Origin of the sequence: Wolbachia endosymbiont (group A) of Icerya purchasi (genome assembly GCF_947251635.1) — a bacterium.
In the GTDB taxonomy this organism is placed as follows: Bacteria; Pseudomonadota; Alphaproteobacteria; order Rickettsiales; family Anaplasmataceae; genus Wolbachia; species Wolbachia pipientis.
Genome location: NZ_OX366357.1, coordinates 260666 through 279861, shown reverse-complemented (window position 1 = coordinate 279861; position 19196 = coordinate 260666). Strand labels below are relative to the sequence as shown.

Sequence of the window (19196 nt, the reverse complement as noted above, 5' to 3'; positions counted from 1 at the left end):
AAATGTGCTCAAAATCTTCGTTTCAAGCTCTGGTTTGTTTGCCTTTTTTTGACTATTTACGGCTCAAAACTTCCTTCCCTATCTCTTGGCGTCAAAAGCTCAAATGAACCTGCACTTGTCCGTAAAGTCTTTCCATTTCTCCCATTTCTTCGATTATTTTCTTCGCTTTCAGCCAACAAGTGGTTTTCTATTTCACCTTCCAAACTTGCCTCCAGCAGCTTTTTTATAAATGGTGTTAATGCTCCGTCCCTTCCTGTCAACGGTCTTCCTTCTCGTATAGACGACAGGATATTTGTTTCCAACTCTTTATAATCTACCAATCCGGTAGTTCTGTTTACTACTTTCTGACTCATTGTCAAACCTCCATTTTTTTATATCAATTTATTACTTTTTTTCGGTTTGACACACTTTTTTGAACATTCCCGCAAAATTCATATTTTACCCAATCGAAGCGGGGAAATGCATTCCTTGAACGGATAATTTCATTATACTTGACATGGAAACAAAGGGGTCTCCATCCTTTCCAAAACCTCTTATCTATCATCTCTCACACTGCTTAGCTGAACGGATACCACACAAGCTAATCCAACTATTCCCCCAATCACCGCTATAGCATACATTTTCAATATATAAGCTATAATACTACTGACTAGTAACGCCGCACCAACACTACCAGCCGTGATTGCTTGTCTTTGTTGCATTGATGGTTTTTCTTTTTTATCTGCAGTATTTTCTTTGCTAGATCCATTATCAAAGCATGCAGCAGAAGCAAGGCTATTGGAAGCATTTGGCTTGTATCTTGTAAAAAGCATTTAATGTTTTAAGCTTAAGCATTAGATGGAGAAGGGAAAAACTCTAGCATTTGGCTTAGATATAAAATCTGTGCAAGAGATAAGAGTTCCCTTCTCAAAAGTATAGGCTGGACGGTATCGTAGAAAAACCTAAATGGTTCTAATTCTGTATTCACAAGGTAAGCCTTACTTTTCATTTTTAATGGTAACGTATGGGGTTATATATGATCAACAACTTTTTAGGAATAGACATATCAAAAGATCGCTTTGATGTTTTTCTTTCATTCATAAGCAAAAAAGGAAAACGTGAAACTAGGAAAAGGAATTTTAAAAACGAGGATTCTGGGTTTCAAGGTTTGCAGGACTTTCTACAAAAACATAATGTAGAAGAAGTAAAAGCCTGTATGGAAGCTACTGGTTGTTATGGTGAAGCTTTGGCTGAATTTCTTCACAATGCTGGATATTTTGTTAGTGTTGTAAATCCTTATTGCATAAAATCTTATGCGAGGAGTAAGCTTGTACGACAAAAGAATGATCAGACCGATGCAGAAATTATTGCAGATTATTGCCAAAGGCAGGAACCAACTCGCTGGGCACCACCTTCTCCCGAAAAGAAAAAATTAAAACATCTTTATCGTTGCTCGGCTGCGTTAAAAGATGAATTGACATTAGTAAATAACCACTTAGAAAAAAAAGAGAGACTGCCTAAAGAAGTTGCAAATGCTTGGGAAGACCTTGCAATGAACATAGAGCAAAAAATAGAAACAATAAAAAACTCCATACGTGAATTATTAAAGCAACACAAAGAGTTGTTGGAAAATTTTCAACTTCTACTGACTATTCCAGGAATAGGAGAGGAATCAGCAATAGCTATTTTAGCGGAAATTCCTGACATAAAGGATTTTATAAATGCCAGGCAATTGGCAGCATATGCAGGAACTATATCACAAAATATAACGTCAGGTTCATCTGTACATGCCAAGCCCAGATTAAGTAAATCAGGTTCACGAACACTACGCAAGGCTCTGTTCTTTCCTGCCATAGTAGCTAAGAATCACAATCCTATCATTATGAGTTTTTGCCAAAGATTAAAGGAAAAGGGTAAGCATAATATGGCCATCGTTGGTGCTGCAATGCGTAAGTTACTCCATATCATTTTCGGTATTCTGACATCCAAAAGTGCTTTTGATCCAAATCATATCAAGAACTACAGAGCTAGGATGTTGACTGAAGGTTTAGTGCTTTAAAATCAAAAAATGCTTCCATTTTATCTTATGTAAAATATTATCTTATACAAATTTATTGAATGTAGTTGGTTAGTGTATATATTGATAAGTAAATTAGTTTTATACATACAAAACAACAGAAATTTACTTATCAATATATACATTAACTATACCGCTACACAGTTGGAAGTACTTTTTGATTTTACAATGCAGCTTAAGATTCAATTTTTATAATTTTCTTGTTGACTGGCGAGACGGTATACCGCTACACAGTTGGAAGTACTTTTTGATTTTACAATGCAGCTTAAGATTCAATTTTTATAATTTTCTTGTTGACTGGCGAGACGGTATCTCTTGAATATAGGTTGGACACTTCATATTTCAGAAGATCGCCTAAATTATTTCCTTCAGTTATACTTATCATGTCTTTTTCTCTCCTTTTTTTATTTTTTACCGCCGTGTTTATAACTGCTATACACCGCGGTTATTACCTTATAATTAGCCATTATGGCGCATTTTGGACACTTATTTACCGCAGAGCACTATATATGGCGGTTATAAAATTTAAATGCACCGACTTTTCGCTACCTGTGTCATCAAATCTTCCTGCGAATTCCGTGGTACTGCACTCAGTATCTCTGTCTTCTTCGTTCTTTCTGCAAGTAATTCCATTAAAACCTCCCTTGCTTGCTCAACACTTACGCTTTGCTCAATAAATTCTCCTATCTTTTCTGGCATCTTTGATACATTACATAATCTTATTATCTCTAAAACTTCTCTACGACAGTTCTCGTAGCCTTCCTCAATAGTTGTCATACTAACACTCCTATGATTGTTGATAAATTCAAAAAATGTTGTAACTCCATCTGCAAGACCTATTTCTATTGCTTTCTCCCCAAAATATAGCCCTGCCTCTGTTGATCGAATCTTTTCAATTGAAAGACCTCTGTTCCTTGCTATTAGCTGCAAAAACATTTCATATAGTCGGTCTACTTCTTTTTGTAAGCTTCCCAGACTTTCAGACGTCATTGGCTCATGTGGGTTTAAATCATTCTTTCGACTACCAGCAAAGATTGTGGTGTACTTAATACCTTGCTTTTCATCAAACCTACTTTGATCTATATGACTTGCTATTACTCCTATACTCCCAACTCCTGAAGTGCGGGTGAGAAAAATCTTTTCAGCGCTAGAAGCTATAGCATATGCAGCAGAATATGCATCATCATTTGCTATTGCTATTATCCTCTTTTTTCCTCTTGCACTATAGATAAAATCAGCTAGGTCAAAGACACCTTTTACTTCCCCTCCTGGACTGTCTATGTCAAGTAGAATCGTCTCTATGCTTTTATCTTCTAAAGCACTCTCTATCTCTTCATGAATATTTTCATACGAAGTCATGTCTAAAATATGATCAAAAGCTTCTGTTTTTTTAGTCAAAACTCCATAAATACGTATTATTGCTATTCCTTTTGGGTTTATATGAAAATACTTTGAGTTCTTAAAGATAGGTTGTTTGCTGTTATATAATGATAGTAGTTCAAAGCTTCTTCTCTCTACCATTACTGGTTTATTTATCCACACCACTTCCTCCCTTTATTCTACTTTGTGATTAACATCAGAATCGAAACAAAGTCCAAAAGAATTAGCACGCTTTTGATCTTCTGCTATTTCTTGGTCAATTTCTTCTACATCGTAACCCATTTCTGATACTACCTCTGCTCGACTCTTAAATCCATTCCTTACTGCCATTTGCTGTGCTTGCTGATCTTTTAGCGGATCCACCCAATCAAATCCCTGTGGTATCCATTTTACTTCTTCTTTCACTGCTTTTACTACTTTTTCATCTATACTCAGTTCTCCACAAAGTACTGCTAATTCTAGCCATCTATTCCAAATAGGTCTACAAAACTGGAACACTATCACGTTGTGCTGTAACATTGCGCACCTTCTGCGAAACTCTATCAGCCCTGCTCGAATGGATGAATAATTAACACCGGTTAAATCTCCTGTTAGTTGCTCATATGTTATTCCTGTGCCTATTGCAATAGCTCTAAGCTGCTGTCTCATGAATGCTTCATAACTTCCTCCAACATCAGACGGCTCTGAAAACTTTATATCTTCTCCTGGGTCTAAAAGCTGCATTGTTCCTGGCTCTAAACCTGATAGTGCTACTCCTTGCTCATTCGCTTCACCTTCTCCTAAAATATTTGCTTCAGGATCAAGTCTCGTAATAAACCCTGCAAACATCGCTGCTGTCTTTTTTCTTACTAATTCTGCATCATCGTATTGATCAAGCTCATAAAGCTTTAGCAGTATACTCGAAAGCCATGGCTCTCCTCTAATTTGCCCAGGTCTCAGTGGTTTATAGATATGTAAAACATCGTTTGCTGGCACTCTTACTGACTCTCCAAAGGTACTTTCACCAGGATGTTCTTTAAATAAGTAATATGCTTCTCTTTGACCAAGTCGGTTAAATTCAATACCACTACGAATAATATTGCCATTTGCAAGTGTTTGATTACTTTTGTTATCTAAATGCTCTGATTCCAATACTTGAAGTTGCAATGGTACAGAAAATCCATCTTCGAGTTTACGATGTCGGAGGCGTACAAAACACTCTCCACTTTCTATCATGCTCCTACATACCAGAGCTTGTAATCCATAAAAATCACTTACTCCGTTACTATCTGCTTCATCTGTCCATCTTAGCCATAATTCTTGCACCTTCTTTCGAAATTCTCCATCTCTTGCTTTTGATTGCGGCTTTATTCCTGTTCCAATAGAGTTACTTACTATTGTATCAATTATACTTGCAGCGTAAGGATTTTTTCTTACCATGTCACGAGAGCGGCTACGCAAGTGCTCAAGGCTCTGAGAAAGTAAATTATTTATACTTCCTGTTTCTCCTTGCCAATACATTACCCTTCTTCCTGAGCCTGACGCATCCCAGGCTGAACTTTTGATTTTTGGCTTGCTAAATAGTTGTTTGAACGATTTTAATAGCATTACTTTTCCTTATCTGAAATTTTCAATAATTCAGCCTCTAGCTCTTCTATTGTTGGTAGCGCTGTTTTTATCTCTTCTGGTAGGTTTTCAGTTATTCGATATTCAGCAAGGCCTATCGGTTTCGTCATATCCTTTAGCGTGTATTTTGCTAGTACATCATTTTTAGATTTACATAAAATTAATCCTATAGATGGTTGATCTGTCTCATGCTTCAGTAAATCATCAACGGCTGAAAGATAAAAATTCATTTTTCCTGCATATTCAGGTTTAAATTTTTTATCTTTTAATTCAATCACCACAAAACAACGTAGCTTCAAGTGGTAAAACAATAAATCTATGTAGAAATCGTCATCGCCAACATCTAAATGAAATTGTCTACCAACAAACGCAAATCCTTCCCCTAGCTCAAGCAAAAACTTCTCTACATGGCCTACAAGTCCTTTTTCTACTTCTCTTTCGTGAGCATCGTCTCCTATACTCAAAAAATCAAAAATATATGGATCTTTTAATGTATAATGCGCTAAATCTGATTGAGGTGAAGGTAACTTCTCTTTAAAATTAGTGATAGCCTTTCCCTGACGTTTATGTAACCCAAGTTCAATCTGCATTACCATAATGTTTCTTGACCAGCCATGTTCTATAGCTTCTTTTATGTAGAATAGCCTCGCTTCTTTGTCCCGAACTAAGTCCATCAGAAATACATTATGTCCCCATGGCAATTGGGCAACAAGTTGTTGCACAAATTCAATATCTTGATATTCCCCTGCAAACTGCCTCATATATTTTAGATTTCTTGTGCTAAAACCTTTCATTTCTGGAAACTCAGCCTTTAAGTCTCTACTTAACTGCTCAATTACTTTGGATCCCCAACCTTGGCTCTTTTGTTTTTCTAGAATCTGTGTTCCAATATAATGATAAAGTAGTAGTAGCTCTTTATTTACTGTTCTTGCTGCTTTATAACGACTAGTAGCAATCTGTTCTTTGAGCTGCTCTAAAAATCTGTATATTCTTTTGCTATAATTTTTGTCATAGAGTTCCTTTCAACGATTTTTATCATTATATGATCCCCTTACTCGTTGAAAAAACAATCTTTCTCTTTTGCTTTATACCTGCAATTTTCAATTCAGCCTTAATACGTTGCCGTAGATTCAGCAAGTCATTTATCTGAACTTCAGCATATCTCACTACATGGTCACCATATGCAATTGATACTACTCGCTCTCCGTTTTGCAGCTTCTTTATTGCTTGTTCAACTTGAAACAAATACTCTTCGTTATACATTTTTCAACCACTTACTCTGTCTTACTTTTTTAGGCTTTTTACTTTCCATTTTTCCACTCAGACTATTCCATTTACTCTCTGGCCAACGATCAATTCCAAGCGCAATAGATGCAGCTCTGGCATAAATTCGGCAATCTAGTACTTCATTTCTTTCTCTTACCTTTTGCCACTCTTGTTTGGTATATCCCTTTACTACCTTGCTGACTAATTGCTCTGCCGTTAGCTGCTTAAAATATTCAGGTGCATACTCCGGAAAATGACAGTATCCAGGTAGAGCTTTTCCCTCTTCTTCTTTTAAAACATTAAGTAATTGAAAAAGCTCTGACTTTAATATCGATACTCCCACTGGCCAAAGCTTTATTCCTCTTTTTAGCTTTTGACCACCAACTGTTATATCTACTCTACTTGGGCTGCTAAGTGGTACTAGTGCTTTATTTACACCTTTCACTGCCATTACTCTTCCAGATCCTTGATGACCTCTCACCCAGTTGTATACTTCTTGTGTTGCATACCCTGCATCAACCGCCATCATGCTTATCATATATTCAAGCCCATTTTCACCGATAAAATGATGATTTAAGAGCTCAGAGAGTTTTCCCCATACTTCTCCACCTCCTGTATCTCCTTCAAATACTTGGTAGTCTATTGACCAACTTTCACGGCTTCTTCCCCATGCTACAACTTCTACTTCTAAACGGTCTTTTTGAACATCAACTCCTGCTGTGAGAACTACTTCGCCCCTTGGTACTGTGCCAATCTGAAAAAATTCTCTTCTGTTAAATAATTGCTTCCAGTCTGGTACTTCTCCTTTATCTACCCAGGTTTCTCCAAGCGTAGTATTTATCCAAACTTTCAGTAATTGTTCACTTTCTTTTGCATGGAGAAAATCCTCTACTGCTTGAGTCCAACTATACCACCCAACTGGACTATAAAGACTTGAAAGATGAAATCCTTTTTTCTCACCTTTTACTCTATTAGTAGGCCTCCATTCTCCACGTTCAAGCATCTCTGTCTTTTGATGATTTTCTATTTTGCCGCTACATTCAGTGCAGACATAATGTGCTGTTCTTGAGTCATTATCTTCCCATTTAATTTGTGACCATTTCAGAACTTGATAGTAATTACAATATGGACATGGTACAAAAAAATATCTCTTATCTGTTGCTTCAAATTCTTTCTCAATTCTGCTTATTCCATGAATCGTTGGTGTCGATACTAAAAAAATCTTTCTCCGTGCAAATGTATTAGTACGGGCTATGCTGAGTAAAACTGGATCTCCTTCACCTCACGAATCTCCTGGATAGGCATCAATCTCATCAAGAAAGAGATATTTTACTGGCATAGATCTCAGTGCTACACTGCTATTTGCTCCGGTTATTACTACTATTCCACCTGGAAATTCCTTACTTTGTACAGTATTCCCTGAATCTCTTGATCTTGGGTCTTTTACTTTACTTTTTAAACATGGTGTACTCTCTATTAACGGTGCAAATCTTCCTTTTGACCAACGCTTTCCCATTTCAACTGTTGGCTGCACAACTAACATTGGACCAGGAGTCTGATCTATAATATAGCCTATCCAATTGTTACCAGCTTCTGTTCCCCCAATCTGTGCTCCTTTCATGAATACTATTTTCTCTGCTGGTGAAGATGGAGATAGTGAATCCATGATTTCTTTTAAATAAGGAGTTCTCTCTGTTCTCCATTTACCTGGCTCTGATGCTGCAGTTGGAGCTAAAACTCGATACTCATTTGCCCACTCTGACACTTTAAGCTGCGGATCCGGTTTTAAACCTTCAGAAAAAGATGTGGCGTATATCATATTGCTAGCTCTTCACCATCATTAGATGATATTTCCACATCACTTAAATTAGGACTACTTGTTTTCCCACTTTCGAGTTCAATAAACATTTTCTTTTCAAGCGCTTCTTCTATATACTTCTGAATTAAATTACTCATTATTATTGCAGCTATGAGCGCAACTATTCCCACCATTACCGCAGCTATAATGTTAGGGTAAATTCCTACTATCGCTATTGCACATACTGTTATAGAAACACAGATGATATTGATGCATTTCTTTATTTTTTTGTCTGCTATTTTCCTTTCTTCAAAATATTTATTGCTCAATAAATGAAACGTTGGAAAGTTGTCATTTTTTCCAAATAAAACTATATCTTTTTCTTTGCTTAATAACTTTATCAGTTTTACGTTATTTGTTGTTATTGCGTACTGAAAAACATCTGTAGCATCTGCTCTTTTCTTTAGCAGTAATTTTACTATATTAAAATGTCTATTTATTGCTGCAAGATATATCGCTGATTCTCCTTTATTGTTTAAAATATCTACTTCAACTCCCTCTTCTAAAATCTCTTCTAGGAACTCCTCATATCCTTTTTTTGCAGCTAAATGAAGTAAACTGTTTTTATCTTCTCCATATTTACTACTCACTAAAATTTCCACTATATCTTGTTTATTCCTTTCTCTTGCATAACAAAATGGTGTTTTGCCTTTATCATCTCTAATCAAAGGATCTATATCTTCTCGGGTTAGTAAAACCTCTATTGTTTTAAGTCTTTCAGCATAATGTAATGGTGTTTTATTTTCATAGTCTTGTAAATTGACCTTGGAGTTTGGAGCATTTGTTAAACACCTTACAATATCCAAACACAAATCTCGTTCATCATAATTGCTAACGCTTACAGCATTGTGAAGAGGTGATAACTTTGTTGCATTTTCTCCACTACCGGTCCTATTTACATTTGCATCAAGGTCTACTAGTTTTTTTACTACTCCTATTCTCTTGTTGTTTACTGCATAATGCATTGCTGCATGATTTCTTGCATCAAGAACATCTTTGTCCGCATTTCCTTCTTTAATTAAAATTTCTACTATTTTTTCATGCCCAGCTCCTGATGCTAAATGTAATGGTGTATGTAGTAAAGCATTCTGCTCATTAACATTAACCCCTTTGTCGAGTAAAAACCTTACAGCATTTGCTTCATTCAACATCGTAGCTAAATGAAGTAAGCTATCTTTCTCCAATCCATATTTGTGATTGATTAGTGCTTGTAATATCTCTTCTCTTGCACAAGAGAGCGCACTTTTACCATCATCATCAGTGATCAGTGGATTAATATTTTTCCTATTTAGTAAAAGCGCAACCATACTAAGCTCGTTAATTTCTACTGCATAATGTAGTGGGGTTTTCCCATTTAATCCTCTAACATTTACATCCACTCCTTGCTGATTAATGAGACACTTTATTAATTCTAAACTTAAGTTAGCAGACATTATTTAAAACTTAATATTAGATAATTCTTGTAATGAGTTTGTAATCTCTTCGGTTAGCGCCATATGAATCTTTTCAGTGTCACTCAGTGATGCAAGCAGTGCTGAAACTCTATTTGGAATATTAAGCAAATTATTACGTACAACTCTTGCTACGTTAAATGCCTCACTTTTTACTTCTTCTACTGCTACAAGTTCTCCTATTTCAGCCTTAGCTTTTGCCTCAAGCAATTTGCCACGTTCCATCTCATTTTTTATTCGCGTTTTTAGCAACATTGTAGAAAGGTTACTTGTATTTTCGTTTTCTGGATTTTTCCTCCTCAGTGGCTGACTTGGATCTCTTATTGCTGCCACTGCTTCATTTGCCTGTTCTCTATTGATCAAACCATCCTCCAACTCAACTATTCCTTTTTTTACTAAATAACAGACATATTGCTTTGAAACTCCTATCTCTCTTGCCCATTCTGTTTGCGTTATCTTTTCCACTTTTTTCTTACTGTTTTTCTTCTTGAATCTCTGAAAAGGTTTTACCAGTACCAGAAAGAATTGCTTCCCTGCCTGTGTACACTTGCCAACGTTTTATCGTTACATCTACAAATTTTGAATCTAGCTCTATTGTCCTACAAATTCTTCCTGTTCTCTCACATGCAATCAGCGTACTTCCAGAGCCGCTAAATGGATCAAGAACTATGTCTCCTGGTCTACTGCTGTTTACTATTGCTCTCTCCATTAGCTCTACTGGCTTCATTGTTGGGTGTAGTGTATTGTGTGTTGGCTTATCATAAAACCACAGATCACTTTGATTTCTACCTCCATGCCACTCACGTTTATTGCCATTTTTCCAACCGTAGAGCATTGCTTCGTATTGTCTTTGATAATCAGACCTTCCTAGCGTAAAGTGACTCTTTGCCCAAATGATAAATGTTGAACATTTTCCTCCTGCCTCCTCAAATACTTTTTGCAACGTTGAAAACTCTGATGATGATACGCAGATGTAAATTGCACCTTTCGTATATGCTAAAATATGGGAACAGATGTCGTAGAGAAAAAGTTCGTACTTTTCACCTTGATTATCATTTAATATCTTTTTATCTTGGCTATTACCATAATCAACGTTATATGGAGGATCACAAACAGTAATGTCTGCCATTTTATCATCTAACAACGCTTTATATAATTCAACTACAGAGCTATCACCACAATAGATTCTATGATCACCTAAAATCCATAAATCCCCTGGTTTTGTTACTTCTACTTTTTTGTCATCAACAACTAAGTCAGAAAGATCTTCTTCTTCACCATCTAAATCATCAAGAAAGTTTTGAACTTTTTCTAACGCGAATTCTGGATTAAAGGAGAATAGAAAAGGCAGAAAACAGGGTAAACTCAGCAATTATAAAAAAATAGATGAGGTTACCCATGGAAGATATAACAAAACTGTTTTGTTTGGTCGATGATTTTTGCAGAGATATAGAGAAAAATTTTGCAGGCAAACTACTGCCAAATGGTAAAAAACCCACAAGAACAACGGAAATTGAGCACTCTGAAATCATGACAATAATCCTGCTATATCAACAATCTCCGTGTAAAAATTTCAAAACTTTCTATCTACATTACCTAACGTTGCTCTACAAATCAGAGTTTCCAAAGTTGCCTTCATATACCAGGTTTGTTGCTCTAAAGCCTAGGGTTTTGTGGCATTTAGCAATGTTGTTGCATTGGCTTTGTGGACAGTCAGAAAACACTGGAATTTCATATATAGACACAACTCCCATTGCAGTTTGTCATGCAAAAAGAATATCCAAAAACAAAGTTTTTGCTGGAATTGCAAAATTAAGCAAGAGTACTTACGGCTGGTTTTTTGGTTTCAAATTACATATGGTAATCAATGAAAATGGTGAAATTCATGCACTTACGCTAACAAAAGGCAATGTTGATGATAGGATACCTGTGCCAAATTTGACGGAAAAATTAACCGGCCTTTTGTTTGGTGACAAAGGTTATATTGCAAAAGAGCTTTTTCAGAAGCTGTTTGACCGAGGTTTGAAACTTGTTACCAAGGTGAAAAAAGGTATGAAAAATACATTAATTTCGCTAAATGAGAAGATTTTACTGAGAAAAAGGTCTATCATTGAGACTGTTTTTGGTTACCTAAAAAATAGACTAGAAATTGAACACACTCGCCATAGATCCCCTGTTGATTTCTTGGTTCATATCTTTTCTACTCTCATCTCCTATTCCATCAAATCCAAAAAGCCTTCTATTTCCTATACTTCCTTCCTTAATCCAGAATTCGCGTAAGTAGGGTACATGTCAATGGCTCCATAAGTTCACATTCTATTCCCAAACTTTTTTTAACTAACTTTAAAATCATAGAAAATACTGTCGTAAAAGGGAGTTTTCTTGTTCGCGTGAAACTGTTCTTTCCAACACAATGGATTCTCTGAAAAGCTTTCGAGTATATTATATTTTTAATTTGTAGAATAAAATTTTTTCCTTTTTGCATGTTTCACCTAAAAAGGACACATTTTAAACTTCTTTGTTGAAATAAAATAGAAACAAAAGTGCTGTTTCCTGCGGCTTCTGGATAATTTAATGGTAAAAGTTTTAGAGAGAAATTTTATACACTATCGCTGATATTTTTCCTTAAGTTGACGCCATTGTGTGAACAGTTACCTTGGATGACAGAAAAGAGTATTGGAAGGAGGCAATATTAAAAACTTAATTTCAGTCCAGCCAAGAACACATAACCAGAGTTGTTATTTTCTATTTTAGGCTCTTTTGTACTAAACTTTACAATATCGAAATAGTATGAAGTACCTAAAAAAAGAGAATTTTCAAGACTTAAAGCATATGATGTTAACTCGTTTGTACCTTCGCCTGCAATATCTCTACCACTACTAAAATATGTTAAGCTCGATTTGTAAGAATCAGAACGGTAAGCGATACCTGCATTCATATAATACGTATTATTTGTTTCAGGATTACGCTTCTCACCAGATTTACCACCATTACCATACGAAAAAATGCAATCAAGATCGAACAATTTTAGCTTCAAACCAAAATTCCAGTGTAGTAATTGATTGCGGCATTCATAATTTTTAGAAGTCCCATCTGAGCAATCAGTTAAATTTTCTCTTGCAAATTCACCAGTTAAGGCAGTAGTAAAACCTATATCATCTGACAAGCTGTTTTTATAGGAAAGGCCAGCAGCAATTAGATTGCTATATTGTAAGTTATTTTTTCCTGGGACGTAACTGAACCCGAGTTGAAAGTTATAGATTTTAGGGGAGATGTAGTTAATTGATGATTGTTTTAACCCTAGTTCGAGCCCATTATACTCACTGTAAATGTTGGGTTTTACCAAAAATACCTTGTCTTTATCATATCCAGGGTCACCATCTTTTTTAGGATCACCGCGCAAATTTGCATAGTTTGCCCAGCAACCATTTACTCCTCCAGCAGCTGCATAAATTTTTGAAGTGTTAATTAACATGCTCTGACTAACTAAACTTCTTTTACCATATTCAATTGATCCAAGTTCCTGGTTTTTTATGATAAAATACCATTCCTCCATGTCTAACTTTTCTATGTCTAACGCTTTTAGGTTTGCAATACCAGAAACCCCTGCCTTAACATTAACCCCCATTTGAGTATTTGGATAAACTTGCTGTAAATAAAGAAAGCGCAAGTATGAATCACTTGAAGTTTTATCCTTAGGCTTAGCATTGAAAGAATCTCTGTTGAAGGCGTAGCCGAATCTCAAATCTATTTTTCCGTCTAGTTCTGCATAAAATATTTCCTTATCCAAAATTGTTTTAGAGCTAGCACTATTCTGCAAAAACAATGATGAAAGCAGTGCTACCAGGTAGTACTTTAACTTCATAAATAAACTTAAATCTTTATAAAAATTTAAGTTTAAACTCAATATAAATAAAAAACAACTTTTCAGAAGGTACCGCTGGTAGATTTTGCTGCCTGTTTTTGAGCTATATTCCCATAAATTATTGATACACTTGGTAATTTTTGCATTAATAACTGCTTATTAATGGCAGAATGTATACGATTAATTATTTTAGATGTACTTTTTACATCGCAGTTAATCAAAACAAAAAGCACTTTATTCTCATCAATATACCCTAGAAAATCATCACTACGGCAATTTTTATAAAAATGTTCTATGACAACTTTCAGTGCATCATTTGTCTCGCTACAGCTACTATTTAAGCCAATTATTCCTATAGCTGCATTAATTTGATGTTGAAAGGCGAAATTCAATATAACGTATAACTCTAGAATAGTGGACTCATTGCCCGGTATATCGAATAAGTCATGGTTTTTATATTTTTTACCCATTAGATATTCATCTCTAAAGATTCCTAATTTATGGGACAAACTGATATCACGTATTAACAGCTCATAATTTATTTTATTACTGGCAAATTGTGCAGTGCGGAAAACTTTTACTTTTGTCCTGATATCTTCTCCCTTAGCATCAATTAAGGAAAAATCTATCACTTTAGGTAGTATATCAAGTAAATCGTGTCCATTTTCGGTATACTCTAAATAATTCTTCATGTCGTCAGCTGCTCTTGCACTTAAAATATTGATTAACGGCTTATTAAGTAAATTCCCTTCCTCGTATTTTAACAAATTCCTTGCGGCTTGATTGAGCCCTAAAATTAACACGTTTTTTTTCTTATTATCCTGACAAACAGATACCACAGCATCATCTTTTCTTCTTGCAGTTATGAAATCATCCATACTTTCATTCTATACAGCGTATTTATAAGTATAATAAGATTATATTAAGATTTACTTACTTATTAATATGCTTAATTGGGTATAGGCAAAATGTCATATGGGATGGCTTTGTTAGCTGCTTTAGGTGGTAATAAATGGATAGTCAAGCAAAATTACATTTGTAACTTTGCTTGACTTGTCCGTTTTTTTATGTCTTTATTACAATCATAACCTCTAGCTCTGAGTTATACCCCTTTATTACATTGTATTAGATGGAAGTAGAACAGGACCCAATTTTGCTTTTTGTTGTTCTGAAAGACTCCCTAAAAGATCTGTACCAGGTTTTAGCTGCTCAGCAAAATCAAGATTACTGCTTGGTCCTGAATCTTCCAATTGCACGATAGTGCTGCAAGCTTCTTCGTATGATGGTGGTTGTGCTTCTGAAAGATCTGCTGGCTGCTTAGGTCCATCGTATGGTAGTGCTGAAGGTTTTTTACCATAATCGCCTACTCCTGTTTCTTCTTGTTCTAACTTCTTCACATCTTCAGTATTAGTTGCTTTATCCATACATTTTGGTTTTTCTACAAAGTTTTGCATTTCTTTTATAAAACTTTTCTCATAGTTCCTATTTACTAAGTAAGCTACACCTGCTATTATAAGTGCTAACGTTGCAACAATCAAAAATGGAGCTGCTGTATACATAAGAGCCTCTAAAAAACCTATACCACCCCTTCTAAAATCACAAATGTGGATTGCTATAAGTGGAGCAAAAAACAACATACAAAGTGTGGCAATACCAGAAGTACAAAGTGCAGGAACTCCTATTTCCTCACAATGTTCTTTTTCTTTTCTTTTGTTATTAAGGCTTTGATATATTTCATGAATGTTAGTGTTGTTAGTATAGTCTTCTAGTTCTTTTGAAATCTCAGCCTTTAATTCTTTAACCTCATTTTCTAGTATAGAATAGTATTTTTGCTTCAATTGATCACTCAATACTGATTTACCACCATCCAGAACATTTAAAATGTCTTGTTTGCATACCTCAATTTCTTTAGAAATTTTAGAATTGTGTTGTAGCTCCGCTTCTTGTATATCTTGATCCATTTCGGCCTGTAATTTTTTACTGATCTCATCAAAATCTTTGGATAAATTCCTGTGAACAAGGTATTTTAATATAATAGGTAAAGCTAGCGCATTTTCTTTATAAAGTGAAGACAAAAGCTCTAAAGCGAAAGAATTAGGTATTGCTTCTCTTGGTAGAGTTAAAGTTAAAATTTTATTGCCAAAGTAATAATGTTTCATAACTAACTCTACCAAAGAATCTTTGAATCCTTTTCGATCATCTATATTAAATATATTGCCAACAAAGAATTCTTCTAATGCTTTAAAAACGCAAATTCTGGATTAAGGAAGGAAGTATAGGAAATAGAAGGCTTTTTGGATTTGATGGAATAGGAGATGAGAGTAGAAAAGATATGAACCAAGAAATCAACAGGGGATCTATGGCGAGTGTGTTCAATTTCTAGTCTATTTTTTAGGTAACCAAAAACAGTCTCAATGATAGACCTTTTTCTCAGTAAAATCTTCTCATTTAGCGAAATTAATGTATTTTTCATACCTTTTTTCACCTTGGTAACAAGTTTCAAACCTCGGTCAAACAGCTTCTGAAAAAGCTCTTTTGCAATATAACCTTTGTCACCAAACAAAAGGCCGGTTAATTTTTCCGTCAAATTTGGCACAGGTATCCTATCATCAACATTGTCTTTTGTTAGCGTAAGTGCATGAATTTCACCATTTTCATTGATTACCATATGTAATTTGAAACCAAAAAACCAGCCGTAAGTACTCTTGCTTAATTTTGCAATTCCAGCAAAAACTTTGTTTTTGGATATTCTTTTTGCATGACAAACTGCAATGGGAGTTGTGTCTATATATGAAATTCCAGTGTTTTCTGACTGTCCACAAAGCCAATGCAACAACATTGCTAAATGCCACAAAACCCTAGGCTTTAGAGCAACAAACCTGGTATATGAAGGCAACTTTGGAAACTCTGATTTGTAGAGCAACGTTAGGTAATGTAGATAGAAAGTTTTGAAATTTTTACACGGAGATTGTTGATATAGCAGGATTATTGTCATGATTTCAGAGTGCTCAATTTCCGTTGTTCTTGTGGGTTTTTTACCATTTGGCAGTAGTTTGCCTGCAAAATTTTTCTCTATATCTCTGCAAAAATCATCGACCAAACAAAACAGTTTTGTTATGTCTTCCATGGGTAACCTCATCTATTTTTTTATAATTGCTGAGTTTACCCTGTTTTCTGCCTTTTCTATTCTCCTTTAATCCAGAATTCGCGTTATCAGTGTAATAAAAAACAAGAATTTCAAACTATATCAAAAGCAATTTTATTTTCTACTTTACTCATATAGATTCTTAATTTCTTTCCTTTTATTAATTTACGATTCAGTATTTCTTCCGCTAAGTAACTTTTTATCTCCTTTTCAATAAGTCTCTCTATCGGACGTGCTCCCATTTTCTTACTATAACCTGTTTGTGCAAGATAAGATTTCACTTCATCTTCTACCAAGCAGTTTATGCCTTTTTGCGTCAGCTGCTTTTTCAGTTCCTGAATAAATTTATCTACAATATGCAGAATTATATCCGCATTTAAGTCAGAAAAAGAAATAATCGCATCAAGACGATTACGAAATTCAGGGCTAAAAACCTGTTCTATCGCTTTTTCACTATCACCAGTGTTAAATTTTTTATGCCCAAAGCCAACAAAACTTTTGCTACGTTCAGCTGCTCCTGCATTAGTTGTCATAATTAAGATTATATTGGAAAAGTTAACTTTACGTCCGTAAGTGTCTGTAACACAACCATAATCCATAATTTGTAGCAATATATTATAGATATCGCTATGGGCCTTTTCAATTTCATCAAGCAACACAACACTATATTGATTGTTAGATACAGACTCTGTGAGTAATCCACCCTGATCATAACCTACATATCCAGGAGGAGAACCAATCATCCTTGATATCGTATGAGACTCAATATATTCGGACATATCAAAGCGTATAAGATTCATGCCCATGCTTTCTGCTAATTGTTTTGCTAGCTCGGTTTTACCAACACCAGTTGGCCCTGCAAAAAGATAATTTGCTAAAGGCTTATTGTAATTTCTCAACCCAGATTTAGCAATTTTAATAGAACTAACAAGAGATTCTATTGCCTGCTCTTGGCCAAAAATCACCTTTTCTAGATTAGCTTTTAAAGACTTTACTTTCTGCAAATCATCAGATTCAGATCCGCAAGGCACATTTGTAATTCTAGTAATGGTATTCTTAATATCTCTACTATTTACAATTTTACCCCTGTTTCTTAGCAATTTACAATATGCCCCTGCCTCATCAATAACATCAACCGCTTTATCAGGTAATATTCGCCCAGTAATATACTTATGCGAAAGTTCAGCCGCAGACCTAATGGCATTCTTTGTATAATATACTCCATGATACCCTTCATAGTAGTGCTTTATACCATCTAGTATCTTTATCGTTTCATTAACAGAAGATTCTTTAATATTAATTTTTTGAAACCTTCTCGCTAGTGCTTTATCTTTTTCAAAACTAGCGCTGTATTCTCTATATGTGGTTGCACCTATACAACGCAGTGTACCTCTTGCAAGCGCAGGTTTGAGTAGGTTACCTGCATCAAGAAAGCTACCACTTGTAGAACCTGCTCCAATGATAGTGTGTATTTCGTCAATAAAAAGGATAGCACCTGGTTTTGCCTCAATCGCTTTTATTATAGATTTTATTCTCTCTTCAAAATCACCTCTGTAGCGTGTCCCTGCAAGGAGTGATCCTAAATCCAAAGCATAAATTATACTGGACCTGAGTGCGCTCGGAACACTGCCTTCAATGATCTTTAATACCAAACCCTCAATTATTGTTGTTTTGCCAACACCTGGGTCTCCAACATATAAAGGGTTGTTTTTTCTACGCCTCAATAATATTTCTATAGTGCGATTTAATTCATAATCACGACCAATAACATAATCTATTTTTTTGCTTCTTGCATAGTCATTTAAATTTTTACAATAACTTTGTAGAATTTCTTCATCTTTTAGTAGCTCACCTTTATTTACTGTAGTAGGAGCGTCATTATTTTTATCAAGTTTTACTTTATGATTAGTGGTGTATTCATCTATATCGTTAGAGTATTTCATGTTAGATATGTGGTAAATCAAATTGGAATCTTTCGCACTTTGTTTCTGCAATAGATCTTCAACATATAAATCTTGCCCAGACAAAATTTCTACTAGAACACTTGCTCCATTTATTTCTTTTTTCCCCAAGCTATGAGCCCGTATTATTGCTCTGTGTATTATGCATTGAAACATTGAGCTAGGTTTAACTCCACTGATAATCAATTCAGAACTGCTTTGTAAAAACCCTTTTATATTATTATTATAATCATTAGCCTTAATATTGCATCTTGATAGAATGTTATCCATATTGATGATTTCATCGGCTCTGATATTACATCTTGATAAAACGTAATTTACATCCACGTCTTTAGTTAACGCCAGCAATAGATGTTCTACTTTCGCATATTTAAGATTAAAATTAGAAGCAATGAATAGTGCTCTATTCAAACTTGCCTCTAAGTTTTTGGAAATCATCTCCTATTCTCTTTAAAAGTGGGAACTCATATATAATGAATAGCACACAATTATTAAAAAAATTGAAATCCAGCAGTTCGCTGTAGCCAATTTGAATCCCACTCTGGATCTACGTCATAGCACCGCAATATCTCAGCATAGATTCCGCTAATGAGTAGCGGAATGACGAGT

General features: G+C 35.1%; 14 protein-coding genes and 4 pseudogenes. 2 read left to right on the top strand and 16 right to left on the bottom strand.

The genetic code is table 11. The features are described from left to right. Positions 1 to 56: 56 nt before the first annotated feature. Together OPR17_RS01470 and OPR17_RS01465 are read right to left on the bottom strand one after the other, a co-directional pair. On the bottom strand, positions 57 to 353 hold the full coding sequence (locus OPR17_RS01470; RefSeq protein WP_265021288.1) for a transposase: 297 nt from the start codon (positions 351 to 353) through the stop codon (positions 57 to 59). A gap of 180 nt (positions 354 to 533) precedes the next feature. After that, positions 534 to 812, bottom strand: a complete 279-nt coding sequence (locus OPR17_RS01465; protein WP_265021849.1) for a hypothetical protein — start codon at positions 810 to 812, stop codon at positions 534 to 536. Between the two features lie 203 nt (positions 813 to 1015). On the opposite strand from OPR17_RS01465, the gene OPR17_RS01460 reads away from it, so the two are divergent. Continuing rightward, a complete protein-coding gene (locus OPR17_RS01460) occupies positions 1016 to 2038 on the top strand; it encodes an IS110 family RNA-guided transposase (RefSeq protein WP_265021361.1) in 1023 nt (340 codons plus the stop codon). 543 nt (positions 2039 to 2581) lie between these two features. Here OPR17_RS01460 and OPR17_RS01450 read toward each other — a convergent pair. From OPR17_RS01450 to OPR17_RS01415, 8 genes and pseudogenes are all read right to left on the bottom strand, one after another. After that, on the bottom strand, positions 2582 to 3577 hold the full coding sequence (locus OPR17_RS01450; RefSeq protein ID WP_406828659.1) for a S49 family peptidase: 996 nt from the start codon (positions 3575 to 3577) through the stop codon (positions 2582 to 2584). 33 nt (positions 3578 to 3610) lie between these two features. Further along, entirely contained in the window at positions 3611 to 5023 is a 1413-nt protein-coding gene (locus tag OPR17_RS01445; RefSeq protein ID WP_265021824.1) for a phage portal protein, read from the bottom strand. Then, positions 5023 to 6053 (bottom strand): annotated as a pseudogene (locus tag OPR17_RS01440) (PDDEXK nuclease domain-containing protein). The gene OPR17_RS01445 and the pseudogene OPR17_RS01440 overlap by 1 nt, the downstream one beginning before the upstream one ends. 26 nt (positions 6054 to 6079) lie before the next feature. After that, complete coding sequence (locus OPR17_RS01435; RefSeq protein ID WP_265021823.1) at positions 6080 to 6304, bottom strand: gpW family protein; 225 nt, start codon at positions 6302 to 6304, stop codon at positions 6080 to 6082. Continuing rightward, positions 6297 to 8126, bottom strand: a pseudogene (locus OPR17_RS01430) (phage terminase large subunit family protein). Before OPR17_RS01430 ends, OPR17_RS01435 begins: the two are co-directional and overlap by 8 nt. Continuing rightward, a complete protein-coding gene (locus OPR17_RS01425) occupies positions 8123 to 9598 on the bottom strand; it encodes an ankyrin repeat domain-containing protein (protein ID WP_265021822.1) in 1476 nt (491 codons plus the stop codon). Before OPR17_RS01425 ends, OPR17_RS01430 begins: the two are co-directional and overlap by 4 nt. Positions 9599 to 9601: 3 nt before the next feature. After that, positions 9602 to 10081: a hypothetical protein gene (locus OPR17_RS01420; RefSeq protein WP_015588412.1), complete on the bottom strand. Its 480-nt coding sequence runs from the start codon at positions 10079 to 10081 to the stop codon at positions 9602 to 9604. Positions 10082 to 10088: 7 nt separating this feature from the next. Next, positions 10089 to 10937 (bottom strand): annotated as a pseudogene (locus OPR17_RS01415) (DNA-methyltransferase); the annotation flags it as partial. Positions 10938 to 11014: 77 nt separating this feature from the next. Between OPR17_RS01415 and OPR17_RS01410 the strand changes: the two are divergent. Next, on the top strand, positions 11015 to 11896 hold the full coding sequence (locus tag OPR17_RS01410) for an IS982 family transposase (RefSeq protein WP_265021320.1): 882 nt from the start codon (positions 11015 to 11017) through the stop codon (positions 11894 to 11896). 7 nt (positions 11897 to 11903) lie between these two features. Here the strand turns inward: OPR17_RS01410 and OPR17_RS01405 are convergent. The 6 genes and pseudogenes from OPR17_RS01405 to OPR17_RS01380 form a co-directional block, all read right to left on the bottom strand. Further along, positions 11904 to 12101 (bottom strand): annotated as a pseudogene (locus tag OPR17_RS01405) (IS4-like element ISWosp8 family transposase); the annotation flags it as partial. 207 nt (positions 12102 to 12308) lie between these two features. Next, positions 12309 to 13481: a porin gene (locus OPR17_RS01400; RefSeq protein WP_265022135.1), complete on the bottom strand. Its 1173-nt coding sequence runs from the start codon at positions 13479 to 13481 to the stop codon at positions 12309 to 12311. Positions 13482 to 13543: 62 nt separating this feature from the next. Continuing rightward, the gene (locus OPR17_RS01395) at positions 13544 to 14359 is read right to left on the bottom strand and encodes a hypothetical protein (RefSeq protein ID WP_265021848.1); all 816 of its coding nucleotides are present in this window, start codon (positions 14357 to 14359) and stop codon (positions 13544 to 13546) included. A gap of 237 nt (positions 14360 to 14596) precedes the next feature. Then, positions 14597 to 15655: a hypothetical protein gene (locus OPR17_RS01390; protein WP_265021847.1), complete on the bottom strand. Its 1059-nt coding sequence runs from the start codon at positions 15653 to 15655 to the stop codon at positions 14597 to 14599. A gap of 59 nt (positions 15656 to 15714) precedes the next feature. Continuing rightward, positions 15715 to 16608 (bottom strand): IS982 family transposase, encoded by an 894-nt coding sequence (locus OPR17_RS01385; protein WP_265021846.1) that lies wholly within the window; start codon positions 16606 to 16608, stop codon positions 15715 to 15717. A gap of 110 nt (positions 16609 to 16718) precedes the next feature. Continuing rightward, a complete protein-coding gene (locus tag OPR17_RS01380) occupies positions 16719 to 19025 on the bottom strand; it encodes an AAA family ATPase (protein ID WP_265021845.1) in 2307 nt (768 codons plus the stop codon). Positions 19026 to 19196: the final 171 nt, after the last annotated feature.